The sequence below is a fragment of the Marinomonas balearica genome, assembly GCF_004362145.1.
Taxonomy (GTDB): domain Bacteria; phylum Pseudomonadota; class Gammaproteobacteria; order Pseudomonadales; family Marinomonadaceae; genus Marinomonas; species Marinomonas balearica.
In genome coordinates, this window is the sequence record NZ_SNXC01000014.1 from 91,369 (window position 1) to 110,071 (window position 18,703).

16 protein-coding genes and 1 CRISPR repeat array are annotated in these 18,703 nt (G+C 45.0%); of the genes, 9 read left to right on the forward strand and 7 right to left on the reverse strand.

Annotated elements, in window-relative coordinates; genetic code table 11:
• Positions 1–4: 4 nt before the first annotated feature.
• Positions 5–610, forward strand: coding sequence for a type I-F CRISPR-associated endoribonuclease Cas6/Csy4 (gene cas6f / locus DFP79_RS14010; RefSeq protein WP_133504571.1), 606 nt, complete (start codon positions 5–7; stop codon positions 608–610).
• A gap of 130 nt (positions 611–740) precedes the next feature.
• Positions 741–3,469: direct repeats of the CRISPR family, unit length 28 nt; unit sequence GTTCGCTGCCGCACACGCAGCTTAGAAA.
• 45 nt (positions 3,470–3,514) lie between these two features.
• Here cas6f and DFP79_RS14015 read toward each other — a convergent pair.
• Positions 3,515–4,213, reverse strand: a complete 699-nt coding sequence (locus DFP79_RS14015) for a pirin family protein (protein WP_133504572.1) — start codon at positions 4,211–4,213, stop codon at positions 3,515–3,517.
• Between the two features lie 155 nt (positions 4,214–4,368).
• Here DFP79_RS14015 and DFP79_RS14020 point away from each other — a divergent pair, with 155 nt between their 5' ends.
• Positions 4,369–5,277, forward strand: coding sequence for a LysR family transcriptional regulator (locus tag DFP79_RS14020; protein WP_133504573.1), 909 nt, complete (start codon positions 4,369–4,371; stop codon positions 5,275–5,277).
• A 42-nt stretch (positions 5,278–5,319) separates the two neighbouring features.
• Positions 5,320–6,249: an AEC family transporter gene (locus DFP79_RS14025; protein WP_133504574.1), complete on the forward strand. Its 930-nt coding sequence runs from the start codon at positions 5,320–5,322 to the stop codon at positions 6,247–6,249.
• A 93-nt stretch (positions 6,250–6,342) separates the two neighbouring features.
• Here the strand turns inward: DFP79_RS14025 and DFP79_RS14030 are convergent, their stop codons facing one another.
• From DFP79_RS14030 to DFP79_RS14050, 5 genes are read right to left on the reverse strand one after another with little or no spacing between them, the layout of a single operon-like run.
• Positions 6,343–7,386, reverse strand: coding sequence for a Gfo/Idh/MocA family protein (locus DFP79_RS14030; protein ID WP_133504575.1), 1,044 nt, complete (start codon positions 7,384–7,386; stop codon positions 6,343–6,345).
• 37 nt (positions 7,387–7,423) lie between these two features.
• A complete protein-coding gene (locus tag DFP79_RS14035) occupies positions 7,424–8,113 on the reverse strand; it encodes a YceH family protein (protein WP_133504576.1) in 690 nt (229 codons plus the stop codon).
• Positions 8,114–8,116: 3 nt separating this feature from the next.
• Positions 8,117–8,920 carry a sterol desaturase family protein gene (locus DFP79_RS14040; RefSeq protein ID WP_133504577.1) on the reverse strand — a complete coding sequence of 268 codons (804 nt, stop codon included), beginning with the start codon at positions 8,918–8,920 and terminating at the stop codon, positions 8,117–8,119.
• 35 nt (positions 8,921–8,955) lie between these two features.
• Positions 8,956–9,405: a DUF1801 domain-containing protein gene (locus DFP79_RS14045; protein WP_133504578.1), complete on the reverse strand. Its 450-nt coding sequence runs from the start codon at positions 9,403–9,405 to the stop codon at positions 8,956–8,958.
• Between the two features lie 59 nt (positions 9,406–9,464).
• Positions 9,465–10,610, reverse strand: a complete 1,146-nt coding sequence (locus DFP79_RS14050) for a MalY/PatB family protein (RefSeq protein ID WP_133504579.1) — start codon at positions 10,608–10,610, stop codon at positions 9,465–9,467.
• Positions 10,611–10,994: 384 nt separating this feature from the next.
• Between DFP79_RS14050 and betI the strand changes: the two genes are divergently transcribed.
• From betI to galU, 6 genes are all read left to right on the forward strand, one after another.
• A complete protein-coding gene (gene betI, locus DFP79_RS14055) occupies positions 10,995–11,576 on the forward strand; it encodes a transcriptional regulator BetI (RefSeq protein WP_133504580.1) in 582 nt (193 codons plus the stop codon).
• Between the two features lie 65 nt (positions 11,577–11,641).
• Positions 11,642–12,574, forward strand: coding sequence for a choline ABC transporter substrate-binding protein (locus tag DFP79_RS14060; RefSeq protein ID WP_133504581.1), 933 nt, complete (start codon positions 11,642–11,644; stop codon positions 12,572–12,574).
• A gap of 240 nt (positions 12,575–12,814) precedes the next feature.
• The gene (choW, locus tag DFP79_RS14065; protein WP_133504582.1) at positions 12,815–13,660 is read left to right on the forward strand and encodes a choline ABC transporter permease subunit; all 846 of its coding nucleotides are present in this window, start codon (positions 12,815–12,817) and stop codon (positions 13,658–13,660) included.
• Positions 13,661–13,663: 3 nt separating this feature from the next.
• On the forward strand, positions 13,664–14,860 hold the full coding sequence (gene choV / locus DFP79_RS14070; RefSeq protein WP_133504583.1) for a choline ABC transporter ATP-binding protein: 1,197 nt from the start codon (positions 13,664–13,666) through the stop codon (positions 14,858–14,860).
• A gap of 248 nt (positions 14,861–15,108) precedes the next feature.
• Positions 15,109–16,395: an MFS transporter gene (locus tag DFP79_RS14075; protein ID WP_133504584.1), complete on the forward strand. Its 1,287-nt coding sequence runs from the start codon at positions 15,109–15,111 to the stop codon at positions 16,393–16,395.
• Positions 16,396–16,655: 260 nt separating this feature from the next.
• Positions 16,656–17,486: a UTP--glucose-1-phosphate uridylyltransferase GalU gene (galU, locus tag DFP79_RS14080; RefSeq protein WP_133504585.1), complete on the forward strand. Its 831-nt coding sequence runs from the start codon at positions 16,656–16,658 to the stop codon at positions 17,484–17,486.
• Positions 17,487–17,588: 102 nt separating this feature from the next.
• Here the strand turns inward: galU and DFP79_RS14085 are convergent, their stop codons facing one another.
• Positions 17,589–18,377: an inositol monophosphatase family protein gene (locus DFP79_RS14085; protein ID WP_133504586.1), complete on the reverse strand. Its 789-nt coding sequence runs from the start codon at positions 18,375–18,377 to the stop codon at positions 17,589–17,591.
• Between the last annotated feature and the right edge of the window lie 326 nt (positions 18,378–18,703).

Genomic DNA, 18,703 nt, shown 5'->3' on the forward strand with positions numbered 1-18,703 from the left:
GGCCATGAACTACTATCAAGACATTACACTTTTACCCAGTGACGATATCGGCATGCACTTTTTATGGTCTAAAGTCATGATGCAATTACATCTGGCTCTAGTCGAGATACAAGATGCAAACCAGAAAGCGCCAGTCGCCAGCAGCTTTCCGAACTATCGTGAAGCTGCACAAAATAAACCGGCTTACGTCGGGAATAAGATCCGGCTATTCGCCACAAACAAAACAGACCTAGAGCGTCTTAATATTCAGAAATGGATGAACCGCCTAGAAGACTACTTGCATATCAAGTCCATCTCAGAAGTAGACCCGAGTAAAGTGCAAGGGTACGAATCTTTTAGCCGACGGCATAAACCCGGAAACGTCGAGTACATGATTCGTCGTCGTATGAACGGATTGGACAAAAGCTACGAGGAAGCCACCGAACATTTTAAAGGCTACAAACTGAGTGAGGACTTTAAACGATTGCCGTTTATACAAATGAAAAGCTTAGTGAAAAACCGAGAGTTTCGTCTGGTGATTAAACGAAAAACCTTAGAGCAAGCCGTTGAAACAGATTTTGTGTTTAATACTTATGGATTAAACAAAGACGTTGCATTACCTAAGTTTTAACCAATAACTGTTGCTCTTTAAAAATTGATATAGAAAACAACGGGTTACGATATAGGGAAAAAACATAGGTAAAAGTAGATATTTTTACCTAACTCTATATTGTGACTCGTTTTTTTGCTGATAAACTATTGTTCGCTGCCGCACACGCAGCTTAGAAAATCAAAGCGTCCCAATTTGGTTTTGGTTTAGAGTTCGCTGCCGCACACGCAGCTTAGAAACACGCGACAAAATACCGGTTTGCACTGAGCCTGTTCGCTGCCGCACACGCAGCTTAGAAACATAAAGTAACGCCAACCTTCTAAAATAGAAGGTTCGCTGCCGCACACGCAGCTTAGAAACCGCGTACACACATTGGTCGGGCGAGAAATTCGTTCGCTGCCGCACACGCAGCTTAGAAATGCAATTACAACACGTTGTGATTTTTCGATTAGTTCGCTGCCGCACACGCAGCTTAGAAAAGTCGCAGACACAACAGTTGGTTATTAATACATGTTCGCTGCCGCACACGCAGCTTAGAAAACATAACGCTATTGAACCAATTAAAACAGTGTGTTCGCTGCCGCACACGCAGCTTAGAAATTTACCTACTATATCGCCAACGTCTTTGTACTGTTCGCTGCCGCACACGCAGCTTAGAAATCATAGCTAGACTCTTGCTGGTCGTCGAGATTGTTCGCTGCCGCACACGCAGCTTAGAAAACGCTAAAAAAAGGCGGGTTAACTCACATGCCGTTCGCTGCCGCACACGCAGCTTAGAAACATGCGAGAGTTAATGCATCGTCGAATTCACCGTTCGCTGCCGCACACGCAGCTTAGAAAGACGGAAACGCCACCGCCACCGCTTCTATTCTGTTCGCTGCCGCACACGCAGCTTAGAAAAGGGCGACAGTGAATGAGATATGGGCAGTGTGGTTCGCTGCCGCACACGCAGCTTAGAAAGCACTCGCGCATACTACCAATACACCCAAGCCGTTCGCTGCCGCACACGCAGCTTAGAAATGTTGTCGTACACAGCGGAAAGGAACCAATGCGTTCGCTGCCGCACACGCAGCTTAGAAATAGCTGGTATTCTGCAATCATTGCCCGATGTAGTTCGCTGCCGCACACGCAGCTTAGAAAATGAAACAATTGCGACGTAAAACCACGACCAGGTTCGCTGCCGCACACGCAGCTTAGAAAGCCAGCGCGTGTAATCATATCTGGTCGAGATTGTTCGCTGCCGCACACGCAGCTTAGAAACGAATAACCCAATCCAACCGCATCAGCGGTTTGTTCGCTGCCGCACACGCAGCTTAGAAAGGACATAAAAATGGGGGGTACTTGAATAAATTGTTCGCTGCCGCACACGCAGCTTAGAAAGTAAAATATACAGATATCTTCATCGCCGTCTAGTTCGCTGCCGCACACGCAGCTTAGAAAAAGCGTTGAGTGTTTTCGAGCGGCGTTTTAGCGTTCGCTGCCGCACACGCAGCTTAGAAAAACAAAGAACGAGCGGAACGTTTAGCAACTCGGTTCGCTGCCGCACACGCAGCTTAGAAAATCATATCGGCATTGCTGGTCACATTCTCAGAGTTCGCTGCCGCACACGCAGCTTAGAAAATTGGCCGAAGCGTTGCGCCGCTTAGAGCTTGGTTCGCTGCCGCACACGCAGCTTAGAAAATCATGTATGCGATTTTCGGTCTCATATTTGCGTTCGCTGCCGCACACGCAGCTTAGAAACGATGTACCTGGTAGTGAAGTGGTGCTTGAATGTTCGCTGCCGCACACGCAGCTTAGAAAATGCATGGGTTTGAGTTACAGCGGAAATTGGCATTCGCTGCCGCACACGCAGCTTAGAAATAGCGCTAGACCGTCTCTTGATTCTTGGTATGGTTCGCTGCCGCACACGCAGCTTAGAAAACCAGGCGATTACTACTTGAATGCAGAAGCGAGTTCGCTGCCGCACACGCAGCTTAGAAATAGTTGCGGGCGTTGTTTTACACAAAGCTAAGGTTCGCTGCCGCACACGCAGCTTAGAAATTGCGTTACTTGTTCGGACGCGCCGTCTTCGAGTTCGCTGCCGCACACGCAGCTTAGAAATAATGTCACCTCAAAGACAATACAATCAATTGGTTCGCTGCCGCACACGCAGCTTAGAAAATTTACTAAAAAGGAAAATTGGGAATCGTTATGTTCGCTGCCGCACACGCAGCTTAGAAAGCCAGCATCATAAGCTGCAATCACTGCCATTCGTTCGCTGCCGCACACGCAGCTTAGAAACAGCAAAAACCGGATCGAAAGCTAACCAAGAAGTTCGCTGCCGCACACGCAGCTTAGAAAGCACTGCATTAACTCCAGTCGACGCACTGGGTGTTCGCTGCCGCACACGCAGCTTAGAAATATTGACCATTGATGTAAGGCAACGACGCATGGTTCGCTGCCGCACACGCAGCTTAGAAATGAATGTCTCCATCCAGCGTGATTACAAAGTGGTTCGCTGCCGCACACGCAGCTTAGAAATTAGCATTTCGCCGCATATTATCTTCAAGGTCGTTCGCTGCCGCACACGCAGCTTAGAAAAGATAGTAATTGGGATAAAGCAAAGGCTTATTGTTCGCTGCCGCACACGCAGCTTAGAAATGTTGCATTGTGCCAAAGGTTTTGCATAAGCTGTTCGCTGCCGCACACGCAGCTTAGAAATAACGTGACGTGTCACGTTATAGGAATTCGGAGTTCGCTGCCGCACACGCAGCTTAGAAATGTTACACGTCCAAATTCGCCTTCAAACAGGTGTTCGCTGCCGCACACGCAGCTTAGAAAAAACTTCGGGAACGAGCATCACGCCGTCGGCTGTTCGCTGCCGCACACGCAGTTTGGTATCAATTCGACTTCTTCCTAACGCTCCCCTTGGTAGGAGGACGGTGACTAGGCTAGATCAAATAAGATGGCTTTGGTGTGCTGGTCTTGGTCATTATGCAAGGTCAGTGTGTCTTCACTTTCGATCATTGCTCCGTCGCCTGAGTTTAGTGTGGTGTTGTCGTTTAGGGTGAGTGTGCCTTCTATTTGGTGGATGTAGTAGCGGCGCTCGCGGTTAGCGTTGACGGTTTCTGTGTTCCCTTTTTCAAGTATTACTTGCATCAGTTGCATGTCTTGTTTGATGGCTAGGGTGCCGTGTTCGCCGTTGGGTGTAACGATAGGGGTAATGCCTGTGTTTTCGCCAAAGGCTTTTTGTTGGTAGCTTGGTTTCCCACCTTGTTTGTTCGGTTGTATCCAGATCTGTAAAAATTTAAGTGTGTCTTTGTCGGAGGCGTTAAATTCGCTGTGGTAGATGCCTGCGCCTGCGGACATAAGTTGGTATTCGCCTTTGGGCAGTTCTTTTATGTTTCCGGCGCTGTCTTTGTGGGCGATGCGGCCTTGGGTTACGAGGCTGATGATTTCCATGTCTCGGTGGCCGTGGGTGTCGAATCCTGTATTCGGTGCGACGGTGTCGTCGTTGATGACGCGCAGGTGTGAAAAGCCCATATGAGTAGGGTCGTAGTAGCTACCAAACGAGAAGGTGTGGTAGCTGTCTAGCCAGCCAAAGTTTGCGTGTCCTCGTTGGTTTGCTTTACGTACTGTGATCATATGACGCTCCGGTGATGCGCACGGTAAGTGCTTGCTGTTACTATTTGAAGAGTATAAAAGCGTGTTCAGAGGGTGAAAAACGGAACATTTTGAGCTTTCATTTCAAAAAAATTGAATGTTAAATGAAGCGGTATTTTAGTTGGGTAGTGTAGTGCATGCATAATTCTATTACGTTAGAAAATTTACGGGTGTTGGAGGCGATTCGTCAGTCGGGGAGTTTCGCTGGTGCAGCTCAGATGCTGCATAAGGTGCCGTCGGCGTTAACTTATACCGTAAGTAAGCTGGAAGACGATCTTGGTTTGTTGTTGTTTGAGCGCAGTAAAAAAGGGGCTCGTTTGACGGCGGCAGGTACGTTGTTGCTTGAACAAGGACGCCCTATTTTGGAGGCTGTTGCTCGGCTGGAGGAGTCTATGCGGGCGTTTGAGGCGGGTTGGGAGCCGTGTTTACGAATTGCACACGATGTCATTTTATCAACCAAGCCTTTGTTACAGGTTGTCGGTGAGTTTTTGGATAAAGAGTTGCCGGTAGAGGTCGCTTACGATTCGGTTGCAGTGGGTGGCGGCTGGGACAGTTTGATCTCGGAGCGCTGTGATATTGCAATAGGTGTGTCGGGAGATATTCCAAAAGGGGAGTTTGAGGTTCAGGAAATCGGAGGGCTGTCATTTTTGTTTGCGATTGCGCCAACTCATCCGTTGGCGTTGCTGGGGCGTCCGATTTCTGCGCAAGATTTGCGTGAGTATCCGTCTATTGTGGTTTCAGACAGTTCAAGAATTTTGCCGAAGGTGAGCACGGGGATTTTTGAGAGTAAGCAGACGGTTAAGGTTCCGGATTTGGCGTCTAAGATTGCGGCGCAATGTATGGGCTTGGGTGTTGGGTACTTACCCACGCATTTGATTCAAGATAAGTTGAAGGATGGTAGTCTGGTTGAGCGCGAATGTGAGATCCCACGTGCGGATTTAACGCTTTATATTGCTTGGCGTAAGACGAAAAAAGGCAAGGGGCTGCGTTGGTTTGTTGAGCATTTAGGCGCGGCGGATTGGGGCTTGTCTCGTAACGAAGGTTAATCTTGTGTCTGTTACAGGCTGTGAACATTAGGGAGTCAGCAGTTGGCGATTATTTTGGCGGTTTTGCCTGTATTTTTGTTGTTGGTTTTGGGTGTGTTTTTGAGACGAATCCGGTTTTTACCGGACGATACGTGGGTTGGGTTCGATCGTCTTGTTTATTGGGTTTTGTTTCCAGCATTGTTGTTCAATAAAACCAGTCAGATAGATTTGCATAGCCCAATGGTGCCAACGTACGCAACGCTCTTGCTAGGCGCGTTGGTGGTGACGGCGGCGGTCAGTTTTTTGGGTGGTTTTTTACTGAAGCTTGCGCCTCCGCAGAATTCGTCATTGCTTCAAGCCAGTGTGCGTTATAACACGTTTATTACGTTGGCCATTGCTCAGCAGTTGTATGGTTCAGAAGGGTTGGTTCTGGCGACCATTGGTGCGGCGGTGTTGATTCCGACGATCAATGTGTTTTTGGTGATCAGTATGGTGTTGATGCACGGCAATAAAGAAGCATCGGTTGTTAAGTTGGTTGTTAAAGAGCTGTTTCGTAACCCGTTGGTGTTGTCGATTGCGTTAGGGCTTAGTGTTAATGCATTGGGTGTATCACCGGTGCTGATCTTAACGGATATGACTCAGATTTTATCGCAGGCCACTTTACCGCTTGTTTTGTTGGCCGTTGGCGCGAGTGTGCGGTTAGAAGCGGTGAAAGATGTCGGGAAGGCGTTTGTCTGGGGAAGTCTCTCTCGAATGCTGGTGTTCCCTGCGGTGATTTTTCTGTTGTGTATTCAATTTGAGGTGAGCGGTTTGCCAGCGGCGATTGTGTTGTTGTTTGGTTTTTCTCCGACGGCAACATCGGCTTATGCGTTGGCTAGGCAGTTGGGGGGCGATGCTCCGCAGATGGCGGCGCATATTACGCTTCAAACGGGGCTGTGTTTGGTGACGATTCCGTTGAGCATTGCGGTTACGCAGTGGTGGTTGGCGGGCTAGCTTTGAGGGGTTTTATAAAGGCTCTCTCTTTTACAGAGAGAGCCTTGTTTTAGTCGTTTTATTGAGTTTTTAAGCCCGATAATGGGTATTAGGTTAGTGTTTGTGATGATGGTGCTCGTGATGGTGATGTTCTAGCTCATCTGAGTCGATTCCTGTTTCATCATCGTCGTAAACAACGCCCATGTCTTGACGAATTTCGTCAAGCGTTGAGAGTAGGTTTAAGGTGTTTTGCCAACTGTGATTCGGGCTTTGTAGCAAACCTTCTTCAAGGCAACGATTCACTTCTTCTATTTCAAATTGGTAGCCTTCACCTTCATAGTCGAATTCAATGGCGTGTTCGGAATCGTCAGATTTAACCAGTGTTATGGTTTTGGCTTTGTACCATTGTGACCCAAACTCAATGTAGCCTTGTGTTCCGGATAATATGGCTCTGTTGGGGGCGGGAGAAAGAATAGACGCTTCGAGTGAGGCCAGTTGTCCGTTTTCCCATCCCAGCATAATTTGTTCAAAGACATCTACGTCAGTGTCCCCAATTACGGCTTGGTTTTGCACGAAGTCCGGGCGACCTAAGAAGAGTTGAGCAAGGAAGACGGGGTAAATACCGATGTCCATAAGTGCACCGCCGCCTAAATCGGGATTGAGTAAGCGGTGTTGAGGATCCGTTGGCCCTTTGAAGTTAAAGCTGGCTTGAATCCCCATTAGGTCGCCAATTTCACCTTCTTCTACCCATTCAATGGCTTGCTCTATCGCCGGTTGGAAACGCGTCCACATGGCTTCCATTACGAAGACTTGATGTGTTTCGGCCAGCTCAAAAAGTGTTTTTGCTTGTGCTTCATTGAGGGTAAAGGGTTTTTCACACAGTACGGATTTGCCGGATAAAATCGCGGCGCGTGCGAGTTCGTAATGAGTGGAGTGTGGGGTGGCGATGTAAACGACGTCTACTTCTTGACTGTTGATCAAGGAGTAATAATCCACCATTGCGAGTTCGATATCGTGCTCGCTGGCAAACGAATCCGCTGTGTCTTTGTTACGTGAAGCGACGGCGGTTAGTGTTCCTGTTTTCGCATATTGGAAATCTTTTGCAAAGGTATGGGCGATGTTGCCTGTCCCTAATATTCCCCAGCGTACTTCGTTCATGGGTCGCTCCTAAATCTTACTTAGCTTGTTTCTTAGATTATAGCTGATCTGTTTGTTCTAGTGTCTCTAGTCGTTGAGTTAATTCCGCTAATTTTGCTTCCAGTTCGTCAATGCGTTTTATGGCGTCGTTAAGGCTTGGGCGTGTCGAGCTGTAAGCGGCGTCTGTCGGAGCGTTTGAATTGTCTTCGTCCACTAAGGTGGCGTCTATGGCTTCTCGCTCTAGGCAGAGGGTACTTTGAAAGCGTCGTTCCCGTTTTCCCGGCTCTCTGGGCAGCATTTCTATAAATGGCCCTCCGGTCATTTCTTTTAGGTTCGCCAGTGCTTGCTCGACTTCTGGCAGGTTGCTAAAGGAATGCAATCGTCCGCTTCGCGAACGCAGTTCGCCGGGTGTTTGTGCTCCACGTAACAGTTGAAGACATACGATTGCGGTTTCGCCTTCGCTGAATTGCAAATCGGAAAACTCGGTGTTGCAGAATCGATGTTGATATTTGGCGACTCGACTGCCAAGGGTGACTTCTGTGATGAGGGCGCGTTCAACCAGTGCATCTACGGTGTCTTGAACGTCAAATTCTGAATAATTTACCACGGGTTCGCGGCTCGATTTTTGGTTACAGGCATTTACCAACGCATTTAGGCTGAGTGGATATTGTTCGGGTGTGGTGATGGATTTTTCAATTAGGCAGCCAATGATTCGTGCTTCCATCGCATTTAGATCATAGTAAGACATCCGTTAATCCTCTTTTACTTCTTTTGATGTTCTAGATTTTGTCCAAAACGGCATGGTGAAAAGTGAGACGACGCTGTTTGGCTCGTATTGTTTTGTATGTGGCAAGCCAATGGAAAGTTGATGATCTCCATATTGGGCAGAATGGGTATAGCTTTGAAAGAGCCTATCCCAAAGGCTCAAAAAGAACGCGTAATTGCTGTTTGCTTCTTGATTGTTTCGGGAGTGATGTATTCGGTGGTGATCGGGTGTCACAATAAAAAGCCGAACCATTTTTTCAATGCGGGCGGGCAGTCGGGCGTTGGTGTGATTAAACAAAGACGCTGCATTCAGTAATATATCGAAAATGAGTACAGACAGTGCCGGAATGCCTAAGAGAACAATGGCGAACGATTTGATAATAAGTGAAACCAGAATCTCCAATGGGTGAAACCGTAAGGCCGAGCTGATATCCAATTCTGGGTCGGTGTGGTGAACGCGGTGCAGCCGCCAAAAAATAGGAATGGTATGAAAGGCTCTGTGTTGCCAGTAGATAATGAGATCTAACAGCACGATGCCAATAAGCGTAGCCAGCAGGGACGGAGCTGCGATGTATGTTAAGAGCCCATCATGAAACGAGTAGGCAACTACGCTCAATAATACGGGCTGAATAATTCGCACAACCAGTATGCCTGAGGTAAACAAGAGTAGGTTGTGTCGCCAACGTGTTTTCCACTTTCGTAAAGTCGAACGCGGGGAGTATCGCTGCCAAACGATCAGCGCGATAAGAACAGCAAAAAAAACAATGGCGCGTAGGGTGTAATCTGTCATTTATTCCCATTTGAGCGTTATGACAGCCCCTATTTTTAATGAATTGATTTTTTTTGCAATGGATATTTTCGCAGAGTGTCGACTTTTAGTTTGCCCAGCATCTCTGCGACCACATTTAAATTGCTGTCGTTGAGCTGTTTAAAGGAAATACAGTGGTCGCCGAAGGACGCTTTTTTAAGGCGTTCTTTAAAGCTAAAGCTCTCATCTTGAATGTCGAAATCATCGAATATCAGGCTTACATGCTTTTGGCGAGCGATCACGCTAAAGGTCCAGTGTTGTCCCAGATAAAATACTGGGACACCTTGCTCTAGGTGAAGGGTCGCTTCTGGCGCGATGATCTGAATCAGGTTTATGAGCTGACTTAGATCACCACGTACTTCAGGCGCGGCTTCACTGATGTAGTTTGTTACTTCGACCACTTCACTCTTTAGGGTGGGAGAGTCGATCGTTTTATTTGCCTCAACCGATGTCGCTTTACCGTGCATAAACACCTCCTAAAGGTGTCGGTTGAGAAAGCGCAACATGCTGTTTTAATGGAGTTTCATTACCTTTTTAAGGTAGATACTGCCTCTGAAATTCGCATCATCGCTTGCTCAAGAGTGGATTTGGTACACCCAAAGTTTAGGCGAATAAACTGAGAGTTGCCAAAGTCTGCCCCCGCAGAAATCCCAACACCGGCTTCGAGGAAGAAGCGGTATGGATCATCCAAATGCAGCTCTGAGGCGTCTATCCATGCGAGATACGTGGCTTCGGATGAGATCATTTTGAGTGGAGAATTGAGTAAAGATTTTTTTATTATTTCACGATTATTCCTTAAATAACCGATCAGTCGTTGACGCCATTCTTCGCCATCTTTGTAGGCTGCCTCTGCGGCCGCAAGACCCAATAGATTAGGTTCGGGGATGACGCATTGTCTGGCATTATTGAATTGCTTGCGAAGTTCATCGTTTGCGATTACTGCAAAAGCGTAACCTAGCCCGGCAACATTGTAGGTTTTGGAGGGCGACATTAGCGTGATCGTGCGCTGAGCCGCATCAGAATTCAAACTGGCAATGGGCGTGTGCTGTTGGTCGTCTAAAATAAGGTCGCAGTGAATTTCGTCTGATACGATGATGAGGTTGTGTTTTTCGGCTAGCGCGTGGATTTTTTCGAGTTCTTCTTTACGGTATACCGTACCGCCTGGGTTATGCGGGTTACACAGCATGATCATTTTTGCTGTTTTTGAAGCACAAGCGGCTTCCAATTTCGCTTCGTTAATGACCCATCGATCGTTTTCAATTATAAGAGGGATGGACTCTAAATTACGGTCGGCTAATTCTGGCGCTTTTGTTAGGTGGTAATAAACAGGCCCCGGCACAATGACGGTGTCGTTTTGAGAGGTAAGCGCTCGTACCGCTAGATGCAAGGCGCAAACCAATCCAGGAAGGTGAATAAGCTGATTCGCTTGAACGTTCCAGTGATAAGCGTTGTGACAGTGCTGGATGATCGTTTTATTTAAAGATTCTGGAATTTTTGTGTAACCCAATACGCCTTCTTCAACGCGCTTTTGAATAGCGCTTTTTATGCATGTCGGTGAATCAAAATCCATGTCAGCCACCCACATAGGAATAACATCGCTGGGATAGCGGTTCCATTTGACACTGTTCATTTGTGTACGATCAATGACCTTATCGAATTCGGTGATGTCCATTTATTTTCCTTTCGTATTTCACTCTGATGACTAATGTTCTTACTTTGAAATATTGATGAAAGAAACTCAATAGCGAATGACAATTCAAAGATGTAAAAAAAGTATGCAAAAAATTAGTACGTTTTTCGAACGGCAGTGGGTCGTTTTTGGTGTCAATCACAAAAATCCGTCTGAGTTAGTATTGATTTAGAGGTGAGAAGAGCGATCTGTCGTCAATCTCATGTAATGATTTTGAGTGATGAACTTCATATTTAGAAAAAATGTTTTTGGTATACGTGTATGGCACTCATTTGAACTCTAAATATATTGTATAATCGCTTGACCGTTACAAAGGAGTCATCCTAGTATAGTTTTTATTGAATAAGTATTTAATAAAGGATGACTATGCCAAAAGTCGGAATGCCAGCGATACGAAAGCCTCAACTAGTCAGAGCTGCGATACAAGTTATTGATGAATATGGTTTTTCTGGCGCTACGGTTGGGGTGATAAGTAAGAGGGCTGGGGTATCTCCCGCCATCATTAATCACTATTTTGGTGGGAAAAACGGTCTCTTTGAAGAAACAATGAAAACCTTAATCAGAGAGTTTTTTGAGTTTCTTAATCAGGAAAGAGACCTCGTAAAAAATTCGACAACGAAAGAAAAAGTAATGTCCGTTGTTCGAGCCAGTATCAATCAGGCACAATCAAAGCCTGAAATAGTTAAGGTGTGGATGGGGTTTTGGGCATCATCAATGCATAGCCCATCTTTGTTTCGTTTACAAAATGTGTATGCGCGACGGTTACAGACTACTCTGGTAATTGTATTAAAAGAGACGTTTGATGATGAGAAGGCCAGAGACATCGCGACAACCGTTGCCGCAATGATTGATGGTATGTGGTTACGCGGCTCTCTCGCTGGAGATCTTGATTGCGATACCGCGGCAAGACACATTAGAGATTATTTAGATTTAGTTTTTGAGCGTTAGTAAAAACGATGGCTCAAAAACTACATTTGAGAGTACTTGTTCTACTAAAAAGAAGAGGAAATATCATGTTGAAGAGAATTACTAAAACTGCGCTTGCTGTCACGCTGGCAGGTTCTGCATCTCTGTCTATGGCAGATTGTTCCACTGTTCGTTTTTCCGATGTTGGCTGGACTGATATTACGGCTACGACTGCCGTTACATCTGCGGTTCTAGAAGGTTTGGGTTACAAGACAAAAACTCAGCTACTTTCCGTTCCTGTTACATACAGCTCTCTAGCAAACAAAGATATCGATGTTTTCTTAGGTAACTGGATGCCGACTATGACGGCGGACATCACACCTTACTTAGAAGCTGGCACGGTAGAAGACCTTGGACCAAACCTTACGGGCGCGAAATACACATTAGCGGTTAACAAAGCGGCTTATGATGCAGGCGTAACGGATTTTGCTGATCTGGCTGAAAACCGTCGTAAATTCTCTGGTCGTATTTACGGTATCGAGCCGGGTAACGATGGTAACCGTTTAATTCAGGACATGATTGACTCAAATGCATTCGAACTGAAGGATTTTCAGTTAGTTGAGTCCAGTGAAGCGGGTATGTTGTCTCAGGTGAGCCGAAGCGTACGTCGTAACAAGTGGATTGCGTTTTTAGGTTGGGCTCCGCACCCAATGAACGCGAACTTCGAGATGGAATACTTATCAGGTGGTGACGATTACTTTGGTCCTAACTTTGGTGGGTCTTCTGTACACACAAACGTTCGTAAAGGTTATGTTCAAGAGTGTTCAAACGTAGGTTCTTTATTAACGAATCTTAAGTTCACCTTAGACATGGAAAATGAAATCATGGGCGCTATTTTGGACAACGGGGAAAATCCAGAAGCGGCTGCAAAGAACTGGCTTAAAGCAAACCCTGGTGCGCTTGATTCTTGGTTAGAAGGTGTTAGCACGCTTTCTGGTGGTGAAGGTTTGCCAGCTGTTAAATCTCATTTAGGTCTTTAAGGCTTGATGAGTGACGCGGTGATGATTAAACATCATTACTGCTGCTAGAATGACTCCGAAGGTTTCAGTGGGCTGTAGTTATGCATTTTTTAGCCTGCTGAAACACCTTCCTGAATATCATTAATGTACTTGCAGCGTTTTTTAAAAGTCGCTTTTTTGCTTTCATTTCAGTTATTGTTGATGTTGAAAGTGCTCGACTGAAGCTGTTTATTCTCTCTACACGAACAATCTGGAGATATTATGGATTGGCTAACGGATAATAAAATCCCTCTTGGCGATTTAATGGAAACCTTTGTTAACTGGTTGGTGGACGCAGCCGCGGTTTTTTTCGATTTTATTGCGATCACCCTTGAAACCATCATTATGGCATTGGTAGACGTATTTGAGTGGATTCCTCCGCTAGCACTGATTGCGATGATCGCTACGGGTGCCTGGTTTTTACATCGAAGTGTCGGGCTGGTTTTGTTTATCGTAGCGGCTCTATTGCTCATTATAAACTTGGGCTATTGGCTTGAGACGATTCAAACGCTTGTTTTGGTTGTTTCTGCGACATTTGTAAGCGTACTTTTTGGTGTGCCAATCGGTATTGCTGCTGCACACCGACCTTGGTTGTATACGGTACTCAGGCCGATATTAGACTTAATGCAAACCATTCCAACGTTTGTGTATTTGATTCCGACTCTGATTCTTTTTGGTCTTGGTTATGTGCCAGGTCTTATCTCTACCATTATTTTTGCGATTGCCGCTCCGATTCGTCTAACGTATCTTGGTGTGAGCAAGGTGCCTAGTGAGTTGCTTGAGGCAGGATTGGCGTTTGGTTGTACTAAATCCAAATTACTTTACCGCGTAGAGCTGCCTGCTGCTATGCCGAGCATCATGGCGGGTGTAACGCAATGTATTATGTTGTCGCTGTCTATGGTGGTTATCGCGGCGCTTGTTGGAGCCGATGGCTTAGGTAAGCCTGTGGTTCGTGCTTTGAATACCGTAAACATCTCTCAAGGATTCGAAGCGGGCGTAGCAATTGTATTGGTGGCGATTATTCTTGATCGTATTTGTAAAACTCCATCTTCCAAAAACGAGGGCTAAGACATGTCTGCAGTGGTTCAAATTGAAAATATTGACATCGTTTTTGGTAATAACTCAAATAAAACTCTTGAGTTGATGGACGCAGGTGGAACACGAGATAACATTCTTTCGCAAACCGGAGATGTTGTCGGGGTACATGATGCTAATCTTCAGGTTAATGAAGGTGAAATCTGTGTTCTTATGGGGTTGTCTGGCTCTGGTAAGTCGACGTTATTGCGAGCGGTGAATGGCTTAAACAAAATTACTCGTGGTAAATGCTTAGTTCGCGATGGCGAGCGCATGGTAGACATGGGCGATTGCGATGAAGCGACGTTGCGTCATATGCGTACTCACCGAGTTTCGATGGTGTTCCAAAGCTTTGCGCTTATGCCTTGGTTAACCGTTTTGGAAAACGTGACCTTTGGCCTTGAAATGCAAGGCATGAGTAAAAAAGAGCGAACTGAAAAAGCGACTCAGCAGCTTAAAATGGTTGGCCTTGATAAATGGGCGGATAAGAAGCCTGATGAACTTTCTGGCGGTATGCGTCAACGTGTGGGTCTGGCTCGTGCATTTGCGATGGATACCGACGTGTTGTTGATGGATGAACCTTTTTCAGCGCTTGATCCGCTAATTCGATCTCAATTACAGGATGAGTTGATTGAGCTTCAAGAACGTTTGAAAAAAACCATCATCTTTGTAAGTCATGATTTGGACGAAGCGCTTAAAATTGGCTCGAAAATCGTCATTATGGAGTCAGCTAAGATTATTCAGGAAGATGTTCCTGAGCAAATCGTATTGAACCCAGCGACGGAATACGTTGAGAAGTTTGTAGCGCATACTAATCCATTGAATGTGCTCCGTGGTAACTCTCTAATGACGCCTGTGGCTGAATTAGAGGTTCGCGATGGCCTGCATATTGCAGGTGATGGCGTATCACTGAAGTTGAACGGTACTATTCTGGACAAAGCGTTTGTTGATGGCAATGAAGTATCTGTTTTGAAATGGGATACGAACGTTAACATTGATACGTTACCAAAAGATGTGGTTCTGTTGGTTCCGCTTGATATATCCATGCGTGATGCGGTTGAGATTCGTTACCATTCTAATCACTTAATGGTATTGGAAAAAGGCGGTGAATGTTACGGTATTTTAGGGGATCATCATCTGTATCATGCGTTGCTAGGTAAGCATTTTGGCAACGATGAAGATGCGGCGGCCTAAATTTATTTCGTTATACCTCTAACAAATAAAAACGGGGAGTCAGTGATGGCTCCCCGTTTTTATTTGTATTATGTTATTTGAACTCTAAAGTTTACGATCATGTCGAGAAATTGCGCTAAATTTAGTGATTGCAACCTTGTGTTTGGTGAGTATATTAGCGCCAAATAAGCCATCTTGATGTACTTCAAGCTGGGCGATCAAGCCTTTATGTGGTTCGTACTTTATGTTTATTACTGTTGGAGTAAGACGTGTTTAAACAAACATTGTTGCCTATTTGGAGTCTTTTATTCGGAATAGCATTGCTTACCGGAGCGAGTGCATTACAGAGCTCGTTAATCGGTATACGTGCGTCCATCGAGAGCTTTGATACGACAGCAACTGGTTTAATCATGTCTTCTTACTATATCGGCTTTATTGTCGGATCTCTTGTTGTACCTGATTGGGTGAAGAACGTTGGTCATATAAGGGTCTTTGCCGCAGTTGCTTCTCTGGCATCTATTACTATCTTAATGCAATCTGTGGTGGTAAATCCTTGGTTCTGGATGTTGATGAGAATGGGAACTGGCATATGTTATGCCGCGTTGTTTATTGTCACGGAGAGTTGGCTAAATGCCATTTCAACAAACACAACACGAGGTCGCCTATTTTCTGTTTACATCATCGAAGTGTGGGCGAGTCAGACGCTGGGGCAGTTTCTTTTGAATGTGGGATCTCCGAGTGGATTTGAGCTATTCATTCTCACATCTGTATTGATTTCATTTGCCCTTGTGCCATTGTTGTTGGTTAGAACGCCGTCACCAACGATTAGTATTCCAGAAAAACTCAATATGTTAGGGCTCGTCAAAAGTGCTCCGCTCGGAGCGACTGGTGTATTAATAGCAGGAGTCACGTCTGGTTCTTTATTAGGCTTGGGGGCTTTGTATGCGAAGTCGATTGGTCTAAATGTCGCGGAAATATCTTTGTTTATTGGAGCGAGTTACCTTGGAGGCATGTTGCTGCAGTGGCCAATAGGCAAGCTCTCAGATCGTCAAGATAGACGATTTACCTTAATGTGGGTTGCGTTGATCGCGACGGGCGTTTCTTTACTTGTTCCATTTGGAAATCAAAACAACGAATTGATGGTGCTACTCGCTGGAATGTTTTGTATTGGCGCATTTAATTTCCCTCTTTATTCTTTAGCATCGTCGCATATAAACGACCAATTGCGGCCAGAGCAAATATTGTCTGCCAGTAGCGGCATCATTCTATTAAATGGCGCCGGCGGTGCAATGGGGCCGTTAATTGCTGCGGCGCTAATGGATGTATTTGAGATCGATGCGTTATTTTGGTTTTTAGCAGCAATGAATTTAGTGGTGTTTGTCGTTGCTGGGTATCGAATTAAAGTTCAGCCTCCAATGGTCATTGAAGAGCAAAGTGATCAAATCCCCGTTGGTATCGCAGTCAGTTCTGTTGCGACCGCAGAAATGTTGGTAGAGGCAGATACAACGAACGTCACGGTCACTGAAGAAGCGAATGAGGTCGAAATAAAATTATAGGCTAATAAGTGCACTAAAAATGTGCGGTTTCGATTTCTTTACATATATTGTTATTATGTACTAAATATATTCTCTGTTGTTTTTATATGATTTAAATATTGTGTTTCCAGATAGCCAAGTGCTTATCCCTAGGGTAGGATAAGTTTACAACTTTTGGATGTGTTCATTTGAAATGAGCCCAATGATGTTATTTTATTTACAGCCAGCTGGCACATCATTTGTATAAAGGCACTAAGGTTTAAGAAAATTAAGGAATATCTATGATTCGTAAATGTTTGTTTCCTGTTGCTGGTTATGGCACTCGTTTTTTACCAGCGACCAAGTCTATGCCTAAAGAAATGCTACCCATCGTGAATAAGCCTTTAGTGCAATATGGAGTAGAAGAAGCTGCTGAAGCAGGTTTAGATAATGTTGTATTTGTAACGGGGCGCGGAAAGCGCGCAATTGCAGATCATTTTGATATTAGCTATGAGTTAGAGCATCAAATATCGGGTACAAGTAAAGAGCAGTACTTAGAAGGGATACGTCATCTTATAAACAATGTGAATTTTTCATTCACTCGTCAGAATAACATGTTGGGATTAGGGCACGCTATTTTAACAGGAGAGCCTCTTGTTGGAGATGAAGCGTTTGGTGTAGTGCTTGCAGATGATTTGTGCATGGGTCTTGAAAATGACGGTGTTATGGCGCAAATGACTAAGCTGTATAAACAGTTCCGTTGTTCGATCGTTGCCATCGAAGAAGTGCCTGAAGATGAAGTTCATAAATACGGTGTTATCGAAGGCGAATTAATGACGGATGGCTTGTATCGAGTAACGGATATGGTCGAAAAACCACCGAAAGAAGAGGCGCCTTCTAACCTCGCGATTATTGGCCGATACATTCTGACTCCTGATATCTTTGATAAGATCAGAAACACGCCTCCGGGAAAGAATGGAGAAGTGCAAATTACAGACGCCATTCTTCAGCAAGCTAAAGAAGGTTGTGTTCTAGCCTATAAGTTTAAGGGTAGACGTTTTGACTGTGGTAGCGTTGACGGCTTCGTTGAAGCGACGAACTACTGTTACGAAAACATATATAAAAAAGGTTAAGTAATCCCATAAATTCTATCGGATTACGTATTAAAATAAAAAAAGCCGAAGCTTATTAAGCTTCGGCTTTTTTTGTTATGACTCAACTCAAATAATAATTTTTTAGTTGAAGTGCTTATTTAGCAACGGTAATAAGTTTTTGATCATTCTTGGGTTTGCACACATAACATGACCAGATGTCACACTTGGAGCGCCATCAAAACCTGAAGCAATACAGCCTGATTCTTTTGCAATGAAGATACCTGCTTGCATTTCCCATTCATGAAGCTCCAATCCCCACGCAGCATCAACGCGACCTGCGGCAACGTTAGCAAAAGTAAGCGCTGGTGCATCTTGCATTACGGCACGGCCGCCTTTTTCTGCGATTTCTTGCAATGCTGCTAGCTGGCTTGCTATGTGAGGTTGAGTCGCTGAAGTGCCTGGGAACTGAGTCGAAACAGTCGCCTTTTCTACTAAACGTTCTTGGCTGGTTCTAATGCGGGAATTGTTGAGGTAAGCGCCTCGCCCTTTAGAGGCGTAAAATTCGTCACGCGTTTTTGGATTAACAATAACGGCGTGCTCTACTTTGTCTGCAACAACATAAGTTATCGTGGTAACAAATCCGCATAGACCAAGTGTAAAAATGTGTTGGCCTTGTATAGCATCAACAATCCATTCGCCTTCTTCACCATTTTGTACAGTGCCTTGTAAGCGAGTGGTAATAGAATCGGTAGGGTATGCTTTTTCTAAAATTTGAACGATCGTGCGTTCAGCATTCATACAAATATTGTTGTAGATCTCAGCAGCCTGTTGACCTTGTTCTTTATCAAACAAGACTTTCTCTTGTGCGTGTTGAATAAAATCAGATGCGGCGCGCGCAGCTTTTAAAGCGACATTAATTTTGGGTTGCATTGAAATACCGTAATAATTGATTCAATAAGTATATGCAGATATCGTCTTTTGAACGACATGTTGCGACAAAGTGTTAAAGAGCGTGTATTTGCTCATTAAATAAAGGCCAAAATGAAGGTAAACCTCTATCGAAAAGCGAATACTAGTAAGAGCAATATTAAAATAGTTTGCTCTTACCTGTTAGAAGTGAGAGTTCATCTAGTCTTTTTTAGCTAAAGCGTACCCGTTTGCTAAAAATGTAGGCGTGTCTCAGGCTTCCGAAATTTGGGTGTGGATTGTAGCCGAGAACAGTCGGTTATACCAGTGAAAACTTGGTTGAAATTTGA